Raw genomic sequence first — 18,564 nt, 5'->3', positions numbered from 1 at the left:
CTACCGCCGCAGCACGCGTTGCGCGAGCCAGTTGCCGAGCAGCTGACCGACCTGCACGATCACGATGACGATCGCGACGGTGACCCAGGTGACCTCCTGGTTGAACTGCTGGTAGCCGTAGATGATCGCGAAGTTTCCGAGTCCGCCGCCGCCGATGTATCCGGCCATCGCCGACATGTCGACGACTGCGATGAACATGAACGTGTAGCCGAGGATCAACGGCGCAAGCGCCTCGGGGATCACGACGCCGAACAGAATAGAGATGCGCTTCGCGCCGATCGCGAGGGCCGCCTCGACGACGCCGGGATCAACAGCGACGAGGTTCTGTTCTACGACGCGGCCGATCACGACCGCCGCCATGATCGTCATCGGCACGATCGCAGCGTCCGTGCCGAGGGTCGTTCCGGCGATGACCTTTGTCACCGGCCCCACGGCGGTGAGGAAGATAATGAATGGGATCGGGCGGATGACGTTGATCACCAGGTTCATCAGGTTGAACACGACGCGGTTGCCGAACAGGTTTCCGGGGCGCGTGGCGTAGAGCACCGCACCGATCAGAAGACCTGCCACACCGCCGATCAGCAACGTGACAACCACCATGTAGATGGTTTCCTGGATCGACTGCATCAGCACCGGGCTGAGGGAACTCCAGTCGGTGGCGAGTTTTGCGCTGTTCATTCTGCGACCGCCGATCCGGATGCCGCGACTGCACCTTCGGCGCGGAGAACCTCGGCCCTGGTGCGCACGGAGAGATCGGCAACGACAGCGGCGCTGGCATCCGCCGCCGCCTGCACGCGATACGTGAGCGTGCCGAGCTGGCGCCCGCGGATATCCGTGACTCCGCCGAAGACGACCGCGCGGCGCACGGCGTGCTTCTCGAAGATCTCGTCAACATCCTCGCTGGTGAACTCGTTGATGTCGACGCTGATCAGCGTGCCACCGCCGGCGAGCAGGGCTTCGCGAGTCTCGCCGGTTGGTACGCCCTGCGTGACAGCGGCGACGAAGCGCTCGGTCAGCTCGGCCCGCGGATGCGCGAACACACGGTACGTGTCGCCGCTGTCGACGACCCGGCCGCCGTCCATCACGACGACCTGATCGCACAGCTCGTGAACGACCGAGATCTGATGAGTGATGACGACGATCGTGATGCCGAGAGTGCGATTGATCTCGCGCAGCAGCGCCAGCACCTCACCTGTGGTCTGCGGGTCGAGAGCGCTGGTGGCTTCGTCTGCGAGCAGCAGTTCGGGGTTCGCGGCGATCGCACGGGCGATGCCGACGCGCTGCTTCTGCCCGCCAGAGAGCGCACGCGGGAACCGGTCGGCTTTGTCGCCGATGCCGACGAAATCGAGCAGTTCGGTGACGCGCGGACCGATGTCGGCCTTCTTCCAACCGGCGACCTTCAACGGATACGCGACGTTGCCGCGCACCGTCCGCGAGGCGAACAGGTTGAACTGCTGGAAGATCATCCCGATGCGTCCGCGCAAAGATCGCAGCTCGCTCTCGGAAGCCCGACCGACATCGGTGCCGAGGACCTTCACCGTGCCGGAGCTGGGCTTCTCGAGCCCGTTGATGAGGCGAACCAGCGTGGATTTACCGGCGCCGGAGTATCCGATGACTCCGATGATCGATCCGCTGGAGACCTCAAGATCAACGTCTTGCAGTGCGTTGACGACGGGTCCCTTGCGCGTTCCGGGGAACGCTTTGGAGACCTGTTCGAACGTGATGATGCTGTTCATGGGACCCGTCGTCGTGCGCGTGCTCGTCTGCGTTATTTGCTCTCGCGCAGCTGGTCTTCGAGGGTGGTGAGCTCGGCCCGCAGATCCGCTGCGGTCCAGTCGCCCTTGAACTGCAGGTTGTCCTGGTTCAACTCAGCGACCGCGGCCTCGACCTCGGTGGAGTGGTAGGCCTCGATGAGCGTGGCCCAGCGCGGATCGTCCTTGTTCTCGTCCTTCACGACGAACGCGTTGATGTAGGGCGCGAGCTCGGGGTTGTCGAGGTCTTCCTTGAAGATGATGACGTCGTCGCCGAGGCCGCCCTTCTGCGCCTGGGTGTTGTTGACGACAGCTGCTCCAGCGCTGCCGTCCTTGAGAGCGGTGACGGTCTGGTTCGAGTCGACCGCGAGGATCTCGATCTTGCTGTCGACGATGTCCGCCTCGGAGGAGAAAGCGTCGCCGCCGTCCTTCAGCTCAAGCAGACCTGCGCGCTGCAGGTTCAGCAGAGCACGTGCGAGGTTGGTGGGGTTGTTCGGGATCGCGACAACCGTGCCCGCGGGGATGTCTGCGACATCGGTGTACTTCTCCGAGTACAGCGCGAGCGGGTACACCGCCGTAGCGCCGACTGGCACGAGGGTTCCGCCACTGTTCACGTTGAAGTCGGAGAGGAAGATGAGGTGCTGGAACAGGTTGATGTCGGCTTCGCCGTCCTGAACGGCCTGGTTGAGCTGCACACCGTCGGTGAGGGTTCGCACCTCCAGTTCGATGCCTTCGTCGGCCAGCTTCTCCTTGAGGATCGTCCAGTGTGCCTCGACACCGTCATCGGCGGCGAGCACGATCTTGCTTTCGTCGCTGCCGGAGGCCTCGCCCGTTCCGGAAGCCGCGGCGCCACCACCCGCGCAGGCCGCCATCGACATCGTCAGCACACCGGCTGCGAGGACGCCGAAAACGGACAGGAGCTTCTTGTTCACACGGGTTTTATTCACGAGAGCGAGTGAACCACGCGCTCACGCCCGCCCCTACTCCGACGGTAACGCCGCGTAACGTGCCTCCCCCGCTCGATCATCGCTGTACGGTGATGGCGTGACTCTTCTGGAAGACGAAGCGCTCAGCTTCGTGCGCGAACTCATCCGCATCGACAGCGTCAACACCGGGGATGCGGCAACGATCGGTGATGGTGAGACGCGCGCCGCCCGCTTCGTGCAGGCGAGGCTGGCTGAGGTGGGAATCGACACGACGTTCGTCGAGCCTGTTCCCGGTCGCGGCAGTGTTGTCGCGCGACTGTCCGGGAGCGATCCGGATGCCCCGGCGCTGATCGTGCACGCGCATCTCGATGTCGTTCCGGTGAGCGGGCAGGACTGGGTTCATCCGCCGTTCGGCGCCGAAATCGAGGACGGGCTGCTGTACGGCCGTGGCGCCGTCGACATGAAGAACTTCGCCGGCGTCATTCTCGCAGTGGCCCGCCACTTCGCTCGTTCCGGCATCCGTCCTCGTCGTGATCTGATCTTCGCGTTCCTCGCCGATGAGGAGAGCGGGGGCGTCTGGGGCGCATCGTGGCTGGTCGACAACAGGCCCGAGCTGTTCACGGGTGCGAGTGAGGCCATCAGCGAGGTGGGCGGGTTCTCGGTGCCGTTGGACTCCGACCGCCGCGCCTATCTGATCGCGACGGCGGAGAAGGGCGTCGGCAGTGTGAGGCTGACCGCGCGCGGTGAGGCGGGGCATGCGTCGAGGCCGCGACCGAGCGATGCCGTGCCGCGGCTAGCGGGCGCGGTGGCGCGGATCGGTGAACACCGCTTCCCGGTCGTGCGTACCCCCGCGTTGACGAAGTTCCTGTCCGAGTTCGGGCATGCGCGCGGTGTCGTTTTCAGCGATGCGAACCTGGATGCTGAGCTGGAAGAGATCGGGTTCGTCGGACGTGTTATCGCCGCAGCAGCGCGGAACACGGCCGCCGTCACGGTGTTGCGCGCCGGCGACAAGAGCAACATCATCCCCGGCAGGGCCGAGGCGATCATCGATTATCGAGCGCTGCCGCAGGGTGAGGCTTCCCTGTTGGCCGAGCTCGAACTGCTCGCTGGTGATGGCGTCGAGGTCGAGCAGTTCCGGTCGATGGATCCGATCGACTCTCCGATAGATTCGGCGCTGATCGAGGTGATCCGCGCCGCTATCGCAGACGAGGATGCTGGTGGGGTCGTCGTGCCCTATCTGCTGCCGGCATCCACGGACAATAAGCACTTCGCCCGGCTGGGAGTGCACGGGTATGGGTTTGTGCCACTGCGCGTTCCGGACGACTTCGACGTCTACGGCCAGTTCCATGCGGTCGATGAATGCGTACCGGTGGATGCCCTGTACTTCAGCGCCCGCGCGACCGCGCGGATCCTGCAGACGGCATAGCCAGCTCGTCCCCCCTCGCCCCCCACCGCCCCCCACCGCGAGACTTCACTTGTGTCTCTAAAACACACTGTTTTGGTGACACAAGCGAAGTTTCGCGGTCAACGGCGGACGAGGATGCCGTCTTCGTCGGAGTACAGGTGCGCGCCGGGGCGGAACATCACTCCCCCGAACGTGACATCGACATCGAGTTCGCCCGTGCCGAGCTTGCCGCTCTTGCGTGGGTTCGTTCCCAGCGCTTTGACTCCGAGGTCGAGGCCAGCGATCGCGACGCTGTCGCGGATGGCGCCGTGGATGACGACCCCGGCCCAACCGTTCGCGACGGCGGATGCGGCGATCAGGTCTCCCATGAGTGCTGTCTGCAGCGACCCAGCTCCGTCGACGACGAGAACAGCACCTTCGCCGGGCGTTGCCAGCATCGATTTCACGAGGGCATTGTCTTCGAGGCAACGAATCGTGCGGATCGGACCATCGAATGCGGATCTGCACCCGAAATTGCGCAGTTGGATGGGCAGGGATTGGATGCTCTCTCCGAGCTCGTCGTAGAGGTCAGCGGTGGCGATGGACATGTCGACATCATGACATAACGAGAGATTCGGAATACCCCCCTGGGGTACTCTGTTACTCTGAGTGAACGGCCCCGCCGGGGCATCCGAGCAGACGACCAGAGGAGCAGACGATGAGCACGATCGAATACCAGGTCACCGGAATGACCTGCGGACACTGTGAGATGTCCGTTCGCGAAGAAGTAACCCAGGTCGCCGGGGTCGAGTCGGTCGAGGTCAGCGCACAGAGCGGCACGCTCGTCGTCACAGCATCCGGCCCGATCGCAGACGACGCCATCCTGGCCGCCGTTGACGAGGCCGGGTACTCAGCGACCCGCGCCTGACACAAGGAATCCCGTCCTTCCATCCGCCGTTTCCGAGGAGCACCCGATGAGCACCCCCACAACCCGAGGCGCGAGCGTTGAGCTCGAGATCGGTGGGATGACCTGCGCGTCGTGCGCAAACCGCATTGAGCGCAAGCTGAACAAGCTCGACGGCGTCGCCGCAACGGTCAACTATGCGACCGAGAAGGCGAAGGTCACCGCTCCCGCCGGGATCGACCCGATGCTCCTGATCGCCGAGGTGGAGAAGGCCGGATACACCGCTGCGCTTCCCTCGCCAAAGGCGGCTCCCATCGAATCCGACGCGGATCCTGAGCTCACGGCCCTGCGCCAACGGCTGATCATCTCGGTCCTTCTCACTGTGCCGGTGATCCTGATGGCGATGATTCCGCCGCTGCAGTTCACGTACTGGCAGTGGGCGTCGCTGACATTGGCTGCCCCCGTGATCGTCTGGGGCGCGTGGCCGTTCCACAAAGCCGCCTGGACGAACCTGAAGCACGGCGCCGCGACCATGGACACGCTCATCTCGATGGGCACGCTCGCGGCGTTCTTCTGGTCGCTGTATGCGCTGTTCTTCGGAACCGCCGGCATGCCGGGCATGACGCACGGCTTCGAGTTCGCGCTTTCCCGCTCGGACGGTGCTGGGAACATCTACCTCGAGGTGGGCGCGGGTGTGACGATGTTCATTCTCGCCGGACGCTACTTCGAGAAGCGTTCCAAACGTCAGGCCGGCGCCGCTCTGCGGGCGCTTCTCGAGCTGGGCGCGAAGGATGTCGCTGTGCTGCGCGACGGTGTCGAGTCGCTCATCCCCGTTGACCAACTGCGTGTGGGCGACGAGTTCGTCGTGCGTCCCGGCGAGAAGATCGCCACCGACGGAGTCGTGACCTCGGGCAATTCGGCCGTGGATGCGTCGATGCTCACCGGCGAATCGGTGCCGGTGGAGGTCGGCGAGGGGGATGCCGTCACCGGGGCGACCGTCAACGCCAGCGGGCGTCTCGTGGTGCGCGCGACGCGCATCGGAGCGGATACCCAGCTCGCACAGATGGCCACGCTCGTGGAGGATGCGCAGACCGGCAAGGCCGAGGTCCAGCGACTCGCCGACCGGATCTCCGGTGTATTCGTGCCGATCGTCATCGTGATCGCTGCTGCAGCTCTTGTCGGCTGGCTCGTCGCCGGATTCCCGGTATCGGCAGCCTTTACCGCTGCCGTCGCAGTGCTCGTCATCGCCTGCCCGTGCGCCCTGGGTCTCGCGACTCCGACCGCATTGCTGGTGGGTACCGGTCGCGGCGCGCAGATGGGGATTCTCATCAAGGGCCCAGAGGTTCTCGAGTCCACGCGCAAGGTCGACACGGTCGTGCTTGACAAGACCGGCACCGTCACCGCCGGGCGCATGACACTCACCGACGTCATCGCGGAGGACGGAACGGATGCTGATGAGCTGCTGCGCCTGGCCGCAGCGCTCGAGCACGCATCCGAGCATCCAATCGCTCAGGCTGTCGCGAAGGCCGCACCGGCACCGCTGCCCGCGGTCGAAGACTTCCGCAACATCGAGGGCAAGGGCGTGCAGGGGGTTGTGGAGGGGCACAGCGTCGTCGTCGGGCGCGAGTCGCTGCTTGCCGACTGGTCGCTCACCCTCTCCCCTGGCGTCGCCGCCGCGAAGGCCCAGGCCGAGGCCGAAGGCAAAACGGTTGTCGCTGTCGGCTGGGACGGCGCCGCCCGCGGCGTCCTGGTCGTGGCTGACACAGTCAAGCCGACCAGTGCCGAGGCGATCCGCGGGCTCGTGGCCCTGGGGCTGAAGCCCATCCTGCTGACCGGAGACAACAATGCCGTGGCGCAGCACATCGCCGCCGCCGTGGGCATTGACGAGGTGATCGCCGAGGTTCTTCCGCAGGACAAGGTCGATGTCATCAAGCGGCTGCAAGCCTCGGGCAGGGTCGTGGCCATGGTTGGAGACGGCGTAAATGATGCGCCTGCGCTAGCCCAGGCAGATTTGGGGCTCGCCATGGGCACCGGCACCGACGTCGCGATCGAAGCATCCGATATCGCGCTCGTCCGCGGCGATCTGCTCAGTGCCGTAGATGCGATCCGGCTGTCACGCCGGACGCTCAGCACGATCAAGTCGAACCTGTTCTGGGCCTTCGCCTATAACGTCGCGGCGATCCCGATCGCAGCGCTCGGAATGCTCAATCCGATGCTTGCCGGCGCCGCCATGGCGTTCTCCAGCGTGTTCGTGGTGGGCAACAGTCTGCGGCTACGCCGGTTTCGCAGCGTGACGCAGTGACCGCCGCGGGGTGAATCTCGGTGTCTGAATGCCGGCATCGTAGTTCGGCTGTCAGATACGCAAAAACCCCCGACTTCCCGGGGGTTTCTATCTGTAGCAGGAGAGAGATTTGAACTCTCGACCTCACGATTATGAGTCGTGCGCTCTCACCAACTGAGCTACCCTGCCGCAAGGCATTCCACTCTCCCAAGCGAATGCTGCGAGCCCCGACCGGGATTTGAACCCGGGACCCCTTCCTTACCATGGAAGTGCTCTGCCACTGAGCTATCGGGGCGTTGTTACCTCGCTGAGGCAACCATACGAGAATACCAGTTATTCGGCGTTCTCAAAAACCGAGACGGTTAGTAGTCGTACCTTCCCGCATTCTCCTGCAGCCACGGCAGCGGATCGATGGTCGAACCGTTGACGATGAGCTCAAAATGCAAGTGCGAACCGTAGGAGCGGCCGGTGTTTCCAACCAGTCCAACAATGTCGCCGACCTTGACCTTGTCTCCGGCGCTGACGCGCAGGGAACCGTACTGCATGTGCGAGTAGTGGCTCGTGATGACCTTGCCGTCGATGACGTGATCCACGTATACGGTGACCCCGAAGTTGCCGCCGGATTCGGTCGCCGTGCGCACTGTACCGTCGGCAATCACCTGCACCGGAGCGCCGTCACCGGGCACCAGGTCAATACCCTCGTGCATGCGACCCCAGCGCGCCCCGTAGCCGGAACTCATCGACACACCGACCACGAACGGCCACTGAATAGCAGCGTCCGGATCATTCGTGTAGAGGTTGTTCGAGTACTGGATGCCCTTTTCCGCAGCGAGATCGATGAGCGAAGCCGTCGAGAAGCTCTCGGTGCGCTCAATCGTGTCGTTCTGCACGTCGGAGGACGCGACGTACGCCTGGATCTCGTCCTCAGCGACGTCGGATGCGACAACCTGCGAGCCAGTAACCAGCGACGTCACCGTCTGGTTCTGGGTGCCCTGCACCGCCGCGACTGCTTCTGCCGGAAGCGTCATCGAAACCGCGAGCATGCCGGCTACACCCATGACTCCCACCGTGGCACCAACGGCCAGCAGCTTGCGGCGAGCTTTGCTGCGCCGCGGTGCTACATGAATCGTGGTGGCCTCGGGTGGAAGCGACTGCTCGCGAGCGGCATCGAAAATCGACGGCTCCGCGGCAACCGCGCGAAACGCGCGCGATGCGCATACGAACAGGTCAGAATCTGGTTCGTCGACGACATCCGAAGCCCCGGACTCCACGCGAACCTGTCCGGCCGGGTCTGCCACAGCTTCGACCAACACCTCGGCGACAGCAGCAACCTGCTGCGCAACATCCGCGACAAGCGACTCGTCAACGATCTGCGTCTCGGCGGCTGCCGCACGGTAACGCTCACGGATTTCACGACGCGAGAGCGGCTGCTCAGGGGCCGAGCCAGTGCCGTTCGGAGTCACCGAATTCGCGGTCCGTGCGCGGCTGGAACGGCGCGTTGGCACAGGTTCAGCCAGGGGGGAGTCGAAGGGCAAAACGGTTCTCTCGGGTACTTGGGAATCGGGGGGAAGATCTTCGAAGTTCGGGCTACGAAGATAACGAACGGGTAAACACTACCGTGATCGGTCTGTGAATGCCATGTGCGACGGTCTAGCTCTCATTGTGGAGAACAGAAGAAATCTGGGCGTGGATCTCGGGCCCAGCAGCAACGAGCATCGGCCGCTCGGATGCTGTATCCGTTCTCGTCACGACACCACCGGCTTCGGTGACCAGGAGCGCACCGGCGGCGAAGTCCCACGGGCGCAAGCCGCGTTCGAAGTAGCCGTCAAGTCGGCCGGCCGCGACATAGCTCAAATCGAGCGCAGCGGAGCCCATCCGGCGTAGGTCGCGTGCGAGCGGCATGATCTGGCGCACGGTAGCGAGGTCACCATCGTGAGTCGTCGGATCGTAGCCGAAACCGGTCGCTAGCAACGCGCCGGCCGGAGCCTCAGCGTTGACGGAGAGCCTCGTCTCCCCCAGCCATGCTCCTTCACCGCGCGCTGCGGTGAACAGTTCACCGAGCACAGGAGCGTAGACAGCTCCGGCAAGCCCGATCCACGTCTCCGGGTCGGCGTTCCCCTCGACCACGGCAATGCTGACGCTATAGGCGGGCATGCCGTAGGCATAGTTCACCGTACCGTCGATCGGGTCGACGACCCAGGTCAGGCCGGTTGCACTGTCCGCTCCGCCCGACTCTTCACCCAGGAATCCGTCACCCGGGCGCTCAGCACTCAACCTGTCGCGGATGAGCTGCTCTACTTCACGGTCGGCCTCTGTGACGATGTCAGCGACAGTTGATTTGGTTGCCGCCAGCAGAACGCCTTCGGCTCGGCGCAGGCGGGCAAGCTCGCCCGCTTCTCGCGCGATATCCGTGGCCAACTCCCGGAGTCGGCGAACGTCGTTCACTTCTCGGCTCACAGCGGCGGCGCCGGCGGAGGAGGAGGGAACGATCCAGGAGTCGGATGCTGACCAGGAATCGGATGCTGGCCGGGCGCAGGCTGCTGAGGCTCAGGCTGCTGGACAGGCGCAGGCTGCTGAGGCTCAGGTTGCTGGACAGGCGCAGGCTGCTGAGGCTCAGGTTGCTGGACAGGCGCAGGCGCAGGCTGAGCAGGCGCAGGCGCAGGCTGCTCCGGTGCTGGTGCGGCCTGCTCCGGCGCGACCGGTTCCGGCGTCACCGGGAAGCCCTGCGCAGAAGTCTCAATCCACGCCTGCTGCTGCGTCGGATAGCCGGTGTAATAGGCGTTCCAGTCCGGTGATCCGTCCTGCAGCACGGGCAACGGGGTCGCGCCGTCCGCGTATGTCGGCCACGGCTGGGCGGCGACCGGCGGCGCGGCAAGCGCTGGTGAAGAGCTCGCGAACGAGTTCGGCGCGTAACCATGCGGCGCAGCTGGCTTCTTCGGAGCGAACAGCGCGTTCAGCAGCGGGATGAGGGTGGTTCCGACCGCGGCAAGAATCGCCAGCGCAACGACGATGCGCCAGTAGAGGTCGCCGTAGTCGAAGGTGTGCGGGAATGCCAGGAAGAACACCAGCAGTGCAACCAGTCCGACCAGGATCGAAATCGTGACGTAGTAGATGACCTGCGTGAACGTCGTCACGTAGCGCTGCGCCGCAGCCGTGAACAGTCGCGCATGAAGCAGACCGAGCTGCAGCACACCGACGACGAGCAACAGCATGAAGAAGCGTCCGACACCCATCGTGTACTCGTCCGGAGCCTCGGGCATCCAAATCTTGATCGCACCGACCAGCAGCGCGACGATCCAGGTGATCATGCTGGCGAGCGCGAGCCAGTCCGGACGGTTCGGCGCGAGGCTGGCTTCAAGAATCGCAACGCCGGCAAAGGCCGCGAGCAGCAGGATCGTCAGGAACGCACGGCCGATGATGCCGTCCTGGTTGCCGATAAGCACCCAGATGACACAGACGATGGCGGCCGCGATCAACGCGCCGATAGCGATCCAGATCGCCCCTCTGATCAGCAGGGAGGCGTTCGTCTTCCCAGCCTCGACTGTTGTGACCTCTGACATGGTGGTCCCCTCTTCGGCCGTCGTTGCTTTCATCCTGCCACGCGCCGCCGTCGGATACCGCTGAGCTGCGGGAGTGTGGATAAACCCGACGCGTCAGCGCGCCTTCTTCGCGGATGCTTCGGCGAACGCCGCGACGCGGGCTTTCGCATCCGCCGTGTCGAAAGCGGCCCCGATAGAGCGTGCTTCCTCTGCCAGCTGATCGACGAAAGTGCGTTCGGGGCGCGAGCGCACCAGCCGCTTGGCCTGGCCGTAGGCGCTGGCTGCACCGGCGAGCCAGAACCGTGCGATCTCCTCGGCTCGCGAGCGCACGCGGTCTGCTTCTTCCGCGGCATCCGCACCTGCCACGATCTCGGCGGCGATCCCCCACTCGAGCGCCTCTTCGGCTGTGAGGAGGCGGTCCTGCAGAACGAGCTGCAAAGCGCGGCGCTGTCCGATAGCGGCGGCGAGCTGCGCGGATACCGACAGGTCAGGGGTGAGTCCGATATTCGCGTACAGGCTGCCTACTTTGGATCGTCCGCCGATGACGGCGTAGTCCGAGCAGAGCAGGATGCCGAGGCCACCACCCGCCGTCGTACCGTGCGCTGCCGCCACCACCGGGATCGCGGACTCTGTCAGGGCACGGATGCCGATATTGATGACGCCGGCGAGATCGGCGATCTGCGAGCCCTCACCCATCGTCGTCGCCATGTCGAGGACGTCGCCGCCCGCACAGAAGGCTGGCCCCGAGGCATCGAGCAGAATCGCCCGAACATCATCTCGCGTCGTCGCTTCGATCGTCGCGTCACGCCATGCCTGAGCCAGATCGGCGTTGAAGGCGTTGAGGCGGGTCGGACGGTTCAACGTCAAACGCGCGAGGCCGTCATCGACCGAGAACAGGATGGCATCGCTCATGGCATCTCCTTTGAAGCACTGGGTGGGACTGGGATTCAGCTTAGCTGCGACCCGAAGTCAACCGGTCTCCTCCTGCACACGCGCGACGAGACGCTCCATCCGTCGGCGCGTGCCGTCCAACCGGAAGTCGACCTGCCCTTCGGCGCGCACTTCATTGGGCGCGAGCGGATGCGCCAGCCGCACACTCTCGTGACAGGAAAGATCGGCGCATATGTACGTGCCGACGCTGTCACCGCGGTGCCCAGCCGCACCGGAACGACGAGCAGTGAACAGCGCGACCTGATTTCCCGGCTGCATCGTATGGCAGATGTTGCACATTCCGGAGCGCGTGCGGCCGGGGTCATTTGGCCGCAGGACGATGCCGGTCACGCCTTGATCGGTCTGGACCACCACGCAGCCACGTTTACTCGAGGCCGGGTCACGCCAGGCGAGAAAGTCGTTGAACTCCCAATCGAGCAGCAGGAAATCGTGCGGCATCTCGATGAGGGCGAGTTCATCCTTCGTGGCGTTGATGAAGGATGCACGGACCTCAGATTCTGTGAGCGCTCGCATCTGTCCAGTCTATGAAGCCGTTGCAATGCGGGGCTCGCGATCACGGCCGCGGATGAGGAAGCCGAACCCGAACGCGATGAAGAACATGAGCACGCCGTACACGGCAGCGGGCAGACTCAGCTCAACCGATCCCAGCACCGTCTGTGCGATCACGATCGCGAGGGTCGCGTTGTGGATGCCGATCTCGAACGATGTCGCGATCGCCTGGCGCCGCCCAACCTTCAGCGCCCGCGGCACGAAGAATCCGATGGCGAGGCTGATCAGGCAGAACAGCACGGTGATCAGGGCGAGGCGAGCGAAGTTATCCACCAGGAGTTGCCAATTGGACGCCACAGCTCCGCCGATCACGACGATGAGGATAATCACGCTCGCAATGCGAACGGGTTTGTCCATACCGGCGGCGAACTTCGGCCAGAAGTGGCGAACGAGCATACCGAGCACAACGGGAAGCAGTACGATCGCGAACACTTCCAGCGCCTTCGACCACTGCAGCCCGAGCTGGTCGTCAAACGGATTGAAGTACATGATCGCGAAGTTCGTGATCAGTGGCAGGGTGATCACCGCGATCACCGAGTTCACCGCGGTCAGCGAGATGTTCAACGCGATATCGCCGCGGAACAGATGACTGTAGAGGTTTGCGGTCGTTCCTCCTGGCGAGGCCGCCAGCATCATCATGCCGACGGCGAGCACCGGCGGGAGCTGGAACAGCAGCACGAGTCCGAAGCAGACAACCGGCAGCACAACGAGCTGACAGACTAACGCGACGAGCACCGCCTTCGGCTGTTTCAGCACTCGTGCGAAATCCGCTGGCGTGAGGCTCAATCCGAGCCCGAGCATGATGATGCCGAGTGCAACCGGCAGTCCGATGGTGGTCAACGCTGATCCCATGACCCTCAGTGTGGCCGAGAACGAGCCTCGGTGCCACTATCCCGGGTCGACCATTTTCCGGTGGCCGTACTCGCCGAAGCTGAAATGACTGAAGGCCCCGCTTTCGCGAGGCCTTCAGTCAGGGTTTTGGTGGCGAGTACTGGATTCGAACCAGTGAATGCGTAGCAGTCTGATTTACAGTCAGATCCCTTTGGCCGCTTGGGTAACTCGCCAGGTGCACACCCGTCCAGCCTGTTCAGCCAACCGGGGGCGCGAGTATCAAGCATACCCGCCAGAAGCGACTGCAAGAAATCGAAAGCTCAGCTGCCCCGAACTCCGCGATCACCGGCATCCAACGACTCCGGCGTGCGCAGCAGACCACCCTCGGCGCGGCATGTTGCGGCGGCGACATCCATCGCCCGGTCCAACAGCTTCTGCCACTCCCCCGCCGCTTCCGGGCGCGCGCCGACGAGGCCTTCCGCAACGGCGGAAAGAGTCGCATCCCCGGCGCCAACGGTATCGACAATGGGTCCGGGCAGGGTCGCGATCGGCGCTTCAAGGAGACCGGCATCTGACTCCAGCACGGCACCATCTGATCCGGCGGTCGCGAGCACCGCCTCCGCACCCAGTGCGCGCAGTCGCACCCGTAGTTTCGTTAGATCGCCGTCGTACAGCAGCGCGGCATCGTCTGCGCCGACCTTGACGATGGCGGCCCCGGCGACGAGCCTCTCGAACCCGCGGACGAACTCATCCCGGTCGCTGAGCATGCCCGATCGCGGGTTCGGGTCGATCGCGACGCGAACGCCGGCAAGGGCGTCAGCGACAGCATCCACCTCGCCGGGCACATCAAAGGGAAAACAGCTGATCACAGCGAGATCTGCGGCCTGCAGAGCCTGTCGCGCTTCTTCGCCATAACGGATGCTGCGGCGCTGAGCTGCTTCGTTGAAAACATAGGTCGGCTCACCATTCGCGTCGCGCTGCACAACTGCTCGCGACGAGCCGTGCGGGGCAACGCTTTCGATCAGCTGCACCTGGTGATCACTCAGGTACTCACGAATGTGAGCGCCTGCCTCGTCATCACCGACCATCGCGATGAGCGTCGTCGGCACGCCGAGACGCCGGAGCCCGACCGCGACATTCAACGCGGCACCTCCGACCAATTCGCGCACGCCGCCGGCGTCGTGGATCTCGTCGATCAGGGCGTCACCGATCACCACGGCACTGGGGGAATTCTGCTGCATCCTGCCATTCTGTCGCATTCGGCGCCGCCCACATGCGTTCCGGTCGCACTTGACGCCGCCCCACATGCGTTCCGGTCGCACCAGGCACCACCCCACATACGTTCCGGTCGCACTTGACGCTGCCAAAACGGGGTTTTAGCAGCACGAAGTGCGACCGGAACGGGGTGGGGGCGACCGGATGGGGGGCGACCGGGGACGGGGTGCGGGGGCGCGGTGGGTCGCGGTGCCCCGGAACGGAGAAGGCCCCGGTTCCTGTCGGAACCGGGGCCTTCTCAATGGACTATCGCTCAGTTATAGGTACCGGGCGTGACGTCGTCCGTTGAGAACGCGTCGAAGTCGACGTAGCCGAAGTCGCCCTCAGCGTACGCACCGTCGGATGCGAAGATCCGGTTCGGGTAGCGCTCGCTCTTGGCTTCTTCCGTCGCCTCGACAGTGATGTCGCGGTACTTCGCAAGACCGGTTCCGGCGGGGATGAGCTTACCGATGATGACGTTCTCCTTGAGACCGATCAGCGGGTCGCGCTTGCCTGCCAGAGCAGCCTCGGTGAGCACGCGGGTCGTCTCCTGGAACGACGCAGCCGACAGCCACGATTCGGTCGCAAGCGACGCCTTCGTGATACCCATCAGCTCCGAACGGCCAGAAGCCGGACGCTTGCCCTCGGCCACGGTCTCGCGGTTGATCGCCTGGTAACGCTTGAGGTCGACCATCTCACCCGGCAGCAGAGTCGTGTCGGCGTGATCGACGACGGTGACCTTGCGGAGCATCTGGCGGACGATGACCTCGATGTGCTTGTCGTGAATCGGCACACCCTGCGAGCGGTACACACCCTGAACGCCGTTGACGAGGTAACGCTGCACCTCGCGGGCACCCATGACACGCATGACCTCCTTGGGGTCAAGCGTGCCGACCAGGATCGGCTGACCGACGGTGACGTGCTGGCCGTCTTCGACGAGAAGCGTTGCACGCTTCAGCACCGGGTAGACAACCTCTTCTTCACCGTTGTCGGGCGTAAGGATGACCTTCTTGCCCTTGTCGTTCTCGTCGATCGTGATGCGGCCATCGGCCTCAGCGATCGGCGATGCACCCTTGGGGGTACGAGCTTCGAAGAGCTCTTGCACGCGGGGCAGACCCTGGGTGATGTCATCCGCCGATGCCGAACCACCAGTGTGGAACGTACGCATCGTCAGCTGGGTACCGGGCTCACCGATCGACTGTGCGGCGATGATACCGACGGCCTCACCGATGTCGACGGTCTTACCCGTCGCCAGCGAGCGACCGTAGCACTGTGCGCAGACACCGACGGCCGAGTCGCACGTCAGCACGGAGCGCACCTTGATGGTGTCGACACCGAGCTCGACGAGACGGTCGATCAGAACGTCTCCGACGTCGTCACCAGCCGAGGCGAGAACCTCACCCGACTCGTTCACGACATCGGCAGCCAGCGTACGAGCGAACACCGAGTTCTCGACGTTCGCGTCGCGCACGAGCTCACCCTGCGAGTTCGGAGCGGCGATCGGGAGCTCAAGGCCCTTCGACGTGCCACAGTCCTCTTCGCGGATGATGACGTCCTGCGAGACATCCACCAGACGACGGGTCAGGTAACCCGAGTCGGCGGTACGCAGAGCGGTGTCAGCCAGACCCTTACGGGTACCGTGCGTCGCGATGAAGTACTCCGCAACCGACAGCCCCTCGCGGTACGAGGAGATGATCGGGCGAGGGATGATCTCACCCTTCGGGTTGTTCACCAGACCACGCATACCGGCGATGTTCCGGATCTGCAGCCAGTTACCACGAGCACCGGAGGACACCATGCGGTTGATGGTGTTGTCCTCGGGGAAGTTCTCGCGCATCGCGACCTGAACCTCGTCCGTTGCCTCGGTCCAGATCTTGATGAGCTCCTGACGACGCTCTGTGTCAGTGGTGAGACCCTTCTCGTACTGGGACTGAACCTTCGCAGCCAGCTTCTCGTGCTTGGCGACGATCTCCTTCTTGTTCGGAGGAGTAAGGATGTCGCTCAGAGCAACGGTCACACCGGAGCGCGTTGCCCAGTAGAAACCGGCATCCTTGATGCGGTCCAGCGTCGCAGCCGTCTCGACCTTGGGGTATTCCTCGGCGAGCTTGTTGACGATCTGCGACAGCTTGCCCTTGTCGGCAGGTTCGCGGACGAACGGGTAGCCCTTCGGGAGCGTGGCGTTGAAGATCGCCTGGCCGAGCGAGGCATCCAGCAGGTGGTGACGCTCGTATCCCTCGGGCGCTTCGCCCTCGAGGAACGTCAGTCCCGGAATACGGATGCGGACCTTCGCCTGCAGGTCGAGGGTGCCCTCGTCCTTAGCCAAGATCGCCTCGGAAACCGAGCCGAATGCGCGACCCTCACCCTTGGCGCCGTCCTTGACCACCGTGAGGTGGTGAAGGCCGATGATCATGTCCTGCGAAGGCAGCGTGACCGGACGACCGTCCGACGGCTTCAGGATGTTGTTCGATGCGAGCATCAGAACGCGAGCCTCAGCCTGCGCCTCAACCGACAACGGCAGGTGAACAGCCATCTGGTCACCGTCGAAGTCAGCGTTGAACGCTGCACACACGAGCGGGTGAAGCTGGATGGCCTTGCCCTCGACGAGCTGCGGCTCGAACGCCTGGATACCCAGGCGGTGCAGCGTAGGTGCACGGTTCAGCAGCACCGGACGCTCGCGGATGATCTCCTCGAGCACGTCCCAAACCTCGGGACGGGTGCGCTCGACAGCGCGCTTGGCAGCCTTGATGTTCTGCGAGTGACCGAGGTCGATCAGACGCTTGATCACGAACGGCTTGAACAGCTCGAGAGCCATCTGCTTGGGGAGGCCACACTGGTGCAGCTGCAGCTGCGGGCCGACGACGATGACCGAACGGCCAGAGTAGTCAACACGCTTTCCGAGCAGGTTCTGACGGAAGCGACCCTGCTTACCCTTCAGCATGTCGCTGAGGGACTTCAGGGCACGGTTTCCGGTACCGGTGACGGGGCGACCACGGCGACCGTTGTCGAACAGCGCGTCAACGGCCTCCTGCAGCATGCGCTTCTCGTTGTTGACGATGATCTCGGGGGCACCGAGGTCGATCAGACGACGAAGACGGTTGTTGCGGTTGATCACACGACGGTAGAGGTCGTTGAGGTCGCTCGTTGCGAAGCGGCCACCATCGAGCTGCACCATCGGGCGCAGCTCCGGCGGGATCACCGGAACGACATCCAGAACCATGGCTGCCGGGCTCATGCCGGTCTCCAGGAACGAGTTGACGACCTTGAGGCGCTTGATCGCGCGGATCTTGCGCTGGCCCTTGCCCTCGGCGATCTGCAGGTGCAGGTTCTCCGATTCGGTCTTCAGGTCGAAAGCTGCCAGGCGACGCTGGATCGACTCGGCGCCCATGTAGGCCTCGAAGTACTGACCGAAGCGGTCCTGCAGCTCGTGGAAGACGTCGTCCTCGGGACGAAGAGCCCCGACCTCGAGTGTGCGGAAGTCTTCCCACACGCGCTCGAGCTTGGCGATGGCCTCGTCTGCGCCCTTGCGCAGCAGAGTCATCTCCTTCTCGGCGGCATCCTTGACCTTCTTCTTGGCGTCGGCCTTTGCACCCTCAGCCTCCAGGGCTGCGAGATCCTCTTCCAGCTTCGTCATGCGCTCGGCGATCTTCGCGTCGCGACGATCACCCAGCGTCTTCAGCTCGAGGCGGACGTTGTTCTCCTGGGTGGCGAGGTCGCGGTGACGAGCATCCTCGTCAACCGAGATCACCATGTAGGCGGCGAAGTAGATGACCTTCTCGAGGTCCTTCGGCGCCATGTCCAGCAGGTAGCCCAAGCGCGAGGGGACGCCCTTGAAGTACCAGATGTGGGTGACGGGTGCGGCCAGCTCAATGTGGCCCATGCGCTCACGGCGGACGGAGCTCTTGGTGACCTCTACGCCGCAACGCTCACACACGATGCCCTTGAAGCGGACACGCTTGTACTTACCGCAGGCGCATTCCCAGTCGCGGGAAGGTCCGAAGATCTGCTCGCCGAACAGACCGTCCTTCTCGGGCTTGAGCGTGCGGTAGTTGATGGTTTCGGGCTTCTTGACCTCACCGTAGGACCATCCGCGGATGTCGTCAGCGGTAGCCAGGCCGATGCGAAGCTCATCGAAGGTGTTTGACTCGAGCACTAGTTCTCCTGTGTCTCAATAAAATTTCTGCGAAATCGGGCGCT

General features: G+C 64.1%; 15 protein-coding genes and 3 tRNA genes. 3 read left to right on the top strand and 15 right to left on the bottom strand.

Going from position 1 to position 18,564, the window contains the following annotated elements; all coding sequences use genetic code 11:
• From ACSS7Z_RS03565 to ACSS7Z_RS03555, 3 genes are read right to left on the bottom strand one after another with little or no spacing between them, the layout of a single operon-like run.
• Window positions 1-678, bottom strand: coding sequence for a methionine ABC transporter permease (locus ACSS7Z_RS03565; protein ID WP_438253106.1), 678 nt, complete (start codon window positions 676-678; stop codon window positions 1-3).
• Window positions 675-1,736 carry a methionine ABC transporter ATP-binding protein gene (locus tag ACSS7Z_RS03560; RefSeq protein WP_438253105.1) on the bottom strand — a complete coding sequence of 354 codons (1,062 nt, stop codon included), beginning with the start codon at window positions 1,734-1,736 and terminating at the stop codon, window positions 675-677. The genes ACSS7Z_RS03565 and ACSS7Z_RS03560 overlap by 4 nt, the downstream gene beginning before the upstream one ends.
• Before the next feature lie 32 nt (window positions 1,737-1,768).
• Window positions 1,769-2,698, bottom strand: a complete 930-nt coding sequence (locus ACSS7Z_RS03555; RefSeq protein WP_438253104.1) for a MetQ/NlpA family ABC transporter substrate-binding protein — start codon at window positions 2,696-2,698, stop codon at window positions 1,769-1,771.
• A gap of 97 nt (window positions 2,699-2,795) precedes the next feature.
• Between ACSS7Z_RS03555 and ACSS7Z_RS03550 the strand changes: the two genes are divergently transcribed.
• The gene (locus ACSS7Z_RS03550; RefSeq protein WP_438253103.1) at window positions 2,796-4,103 is read left to right on the top strand and encodes a M20/M25/M40 family metallo-hydrolase; all 1,308 of its coding nucleotides are present in this window, start codon (window positions 2,796-2,798) and stop codon (window positions 4,101-4,103) included.
• A gap of 98 nt (window positions 4,104-4,201) precedes the next feature.
• Here ACSS7Z_RS03550 and rraA read toward each other — a convergent pair whose 3' ends face one another.
• Complete coding sequence (gene rraA, locus ACSS7Z_RS03545; protein WP_438253102.1) at window positions 4,202-4,669, bottom strand: ribonuclease E activity regulator RraA; 468 nt, start codon at window positions 4,667-4,669, stop codon at window positions 4,202-4,204.
• 110 nt (window positions 4,670-4,779) lie between these two features.
• Here rraA and ACSS7Z_RS03540 point away from each other — a divergent pair, with 110 nt between their 5' ends.
• Together ACSS7Z_RS03540 and ACSS7Z_RS03535 are read left to right on the top strand one after the other, a co-directional pair.
• Window positions 4,780-4,989 carry a heavy-metal-associated domain-containing protein gene (locus tag ACSS7Z_RS03540; protein WP_438253101.1) on the top strand — a complete coding sequence of 70 codons (210 nt, stop codon included), beginning with the start codon at window positions 4,780-4,782 and terminating at the stop codon, window positions 4,987-4,989.
• A 46-nt stretch (window positions 4,990-5,035) separates the two neighbouring features.
• Window positions 5,036-7,267, top strand: a complete 2,232-nt coding sequence (locus ACSS7Z_RS03535) for a heavy metal translocating P-type ATPase (protein WP_438253100.1) — start codon at window positions 5,036-5,038, stop codon at window positions 7,265-7,267.
• Window positions 7,268-7,361: 94 nt separating this feature from the next.
• On the opposite strand, the gene ACSS7Z_RS03530 is transcribed toward ACSS7Z_RS03535, so the two are convergent.
• The 11 genes from ACSS7Z_RS03530 to rpoC all read right to left on the bottom strand — a co-directional run bounded on the left by ACSS7Z_RS03530 (window position 7,362) and on the right by rpoC (window position 18,520).
• Window positions 7,362-7,435, bottom strand: a tRNA-Met gene (locus tag ACSS7Z_RS03530).
• Window positions 7,436-7,469: 34 nt separating this feature from the next.
• Window positions 7,470-7,541: transfer RNA gene (locus ACSS7Z_RS03525), tRNA-Thr, on the bottom strand.
• 67 nt (window positions 7,542-7,608) lie between these two features.
• Window positions 7,609-8,709 carry a M23 family metallopeptidase gene (locus ACSS7Z_RS03520; protein WP_438253099.1) on the bottom strand — a complete coding sequence of 367 codons (1,101 nt, stop codon included), beginning with the start codon at window positions 8,707-8,709 and terminating at the stop codon, window positions 7,609-7,611.
• Between the two features lie 187 nt (window positions 8,710-8,896).
• Entirely contained in the window at window positions 8,897-9,691 is a 795-nt protein-coding gene (locus tag ACSS7Z_RS03515; RefSeq protein WP_438253098.1) for an inositol monophosphatase family protein, read from the bottom strand.
• Window positions 9,692-9,699: 8 nt separating this feature from the next.
• Window positions 9,700-10,806 carry a hypothetical protein gene (locus tag ACSS7Z_RS03510; protein WP_438253097.1) on the bottom strand — a complete coding sequence of 369 codons (1,107 nt, stop codon included), beginning with the start codon at window positions 10,804-10,806 and terminating at the stop codon, window positions 9,700-9,702.
• Window positions 10,807-10,899: 93 nt separating this feature from the next.
• Window positions 10,900-11,697 (bottom strand): enoyl-CoA hydratase/isomerase family protein, encoded by a 798-nt coding sequence (locus ACSS7Z_RS03505; protein ID WP_438253096.1) that lies wholly within the window; start codon window positions 11,695-11,697, stop codon window positions 10,900-10,902.
• A 57-nt stretch (window positions 11,698-11,754) separates the two neighbouring features.
• Window positions 11,755-12,249, bottom strand: coding sequence for an FBP domain-containing protein (locus ACSS7Z_RS03500; protein WP_438253095.1), 495 nt, complete (start codon window positions 12,247-12,249; stop codon window positions 11,755-11,757).
• Window positions 12,250-12,258: 9 nt separating this feature from the next.
• Window positions 12,259-13,137: a bile acid:sodium symporter family protein gene (locus ACSS7Z_RS03495; RefSeq protein ID WP_438253094.1), complete on the bottom strand. Its 879-nt coding sequence runs from the start codon at window positions 13,135-13,137 to the stop codon at window positions 12,259-12,261.
• A 127-nt stretch (window positions 13,138-13,264) separates the two neighbouring features.
• Window positions 13,265-13,349: transfer RNA gene (locus ACSS7Z_RS03490), tRNA-Tyr, on the bottom strand.
• 87 nt (window positions 13,350-13,436) lie between these two features.
• Window positions 13,437-14,357: a carbohydrate kinase family protein gene (locus tag ACSS7Z_RS03485; RefSeq protein ID WP_438253093.1), complete on the bottom strand. Its 921-nt coding sequence runs from the start codon at window positions 14,355-14,357 to the stop codon at window positions 13,437-13,439.
• 287 nt (window positions 14,358-14,644) lie between these two features.
• Window positions 14,645-18,520: a DNA-directed RNA polymerase subunit beta' gene (rpoC, locus tag ACSS7Z_RS03480; protein WP_438253091.1), complete on the bottom strand. Its 3,876-nt coding sequence runs from the start codon at window positions 18,518-18,520 to the stop codon at window positions 14,645-14,647.
• Window positions 18,521-18,564 lie beyond the last annotated feature (44 nt).

The sequence above is a fragment of the Microbacterium wangyouchuni genome (assembly GCF_051546305.1).
Taxonomy (GTDB): Bacteria; Actinomycetota; Actinomycetes; order Actinomycetales; family Microbacteriaceae; genus Microbacterium.
This window is presented reverse-complemented; position numbering and strand designations above follow the sequence as displayed.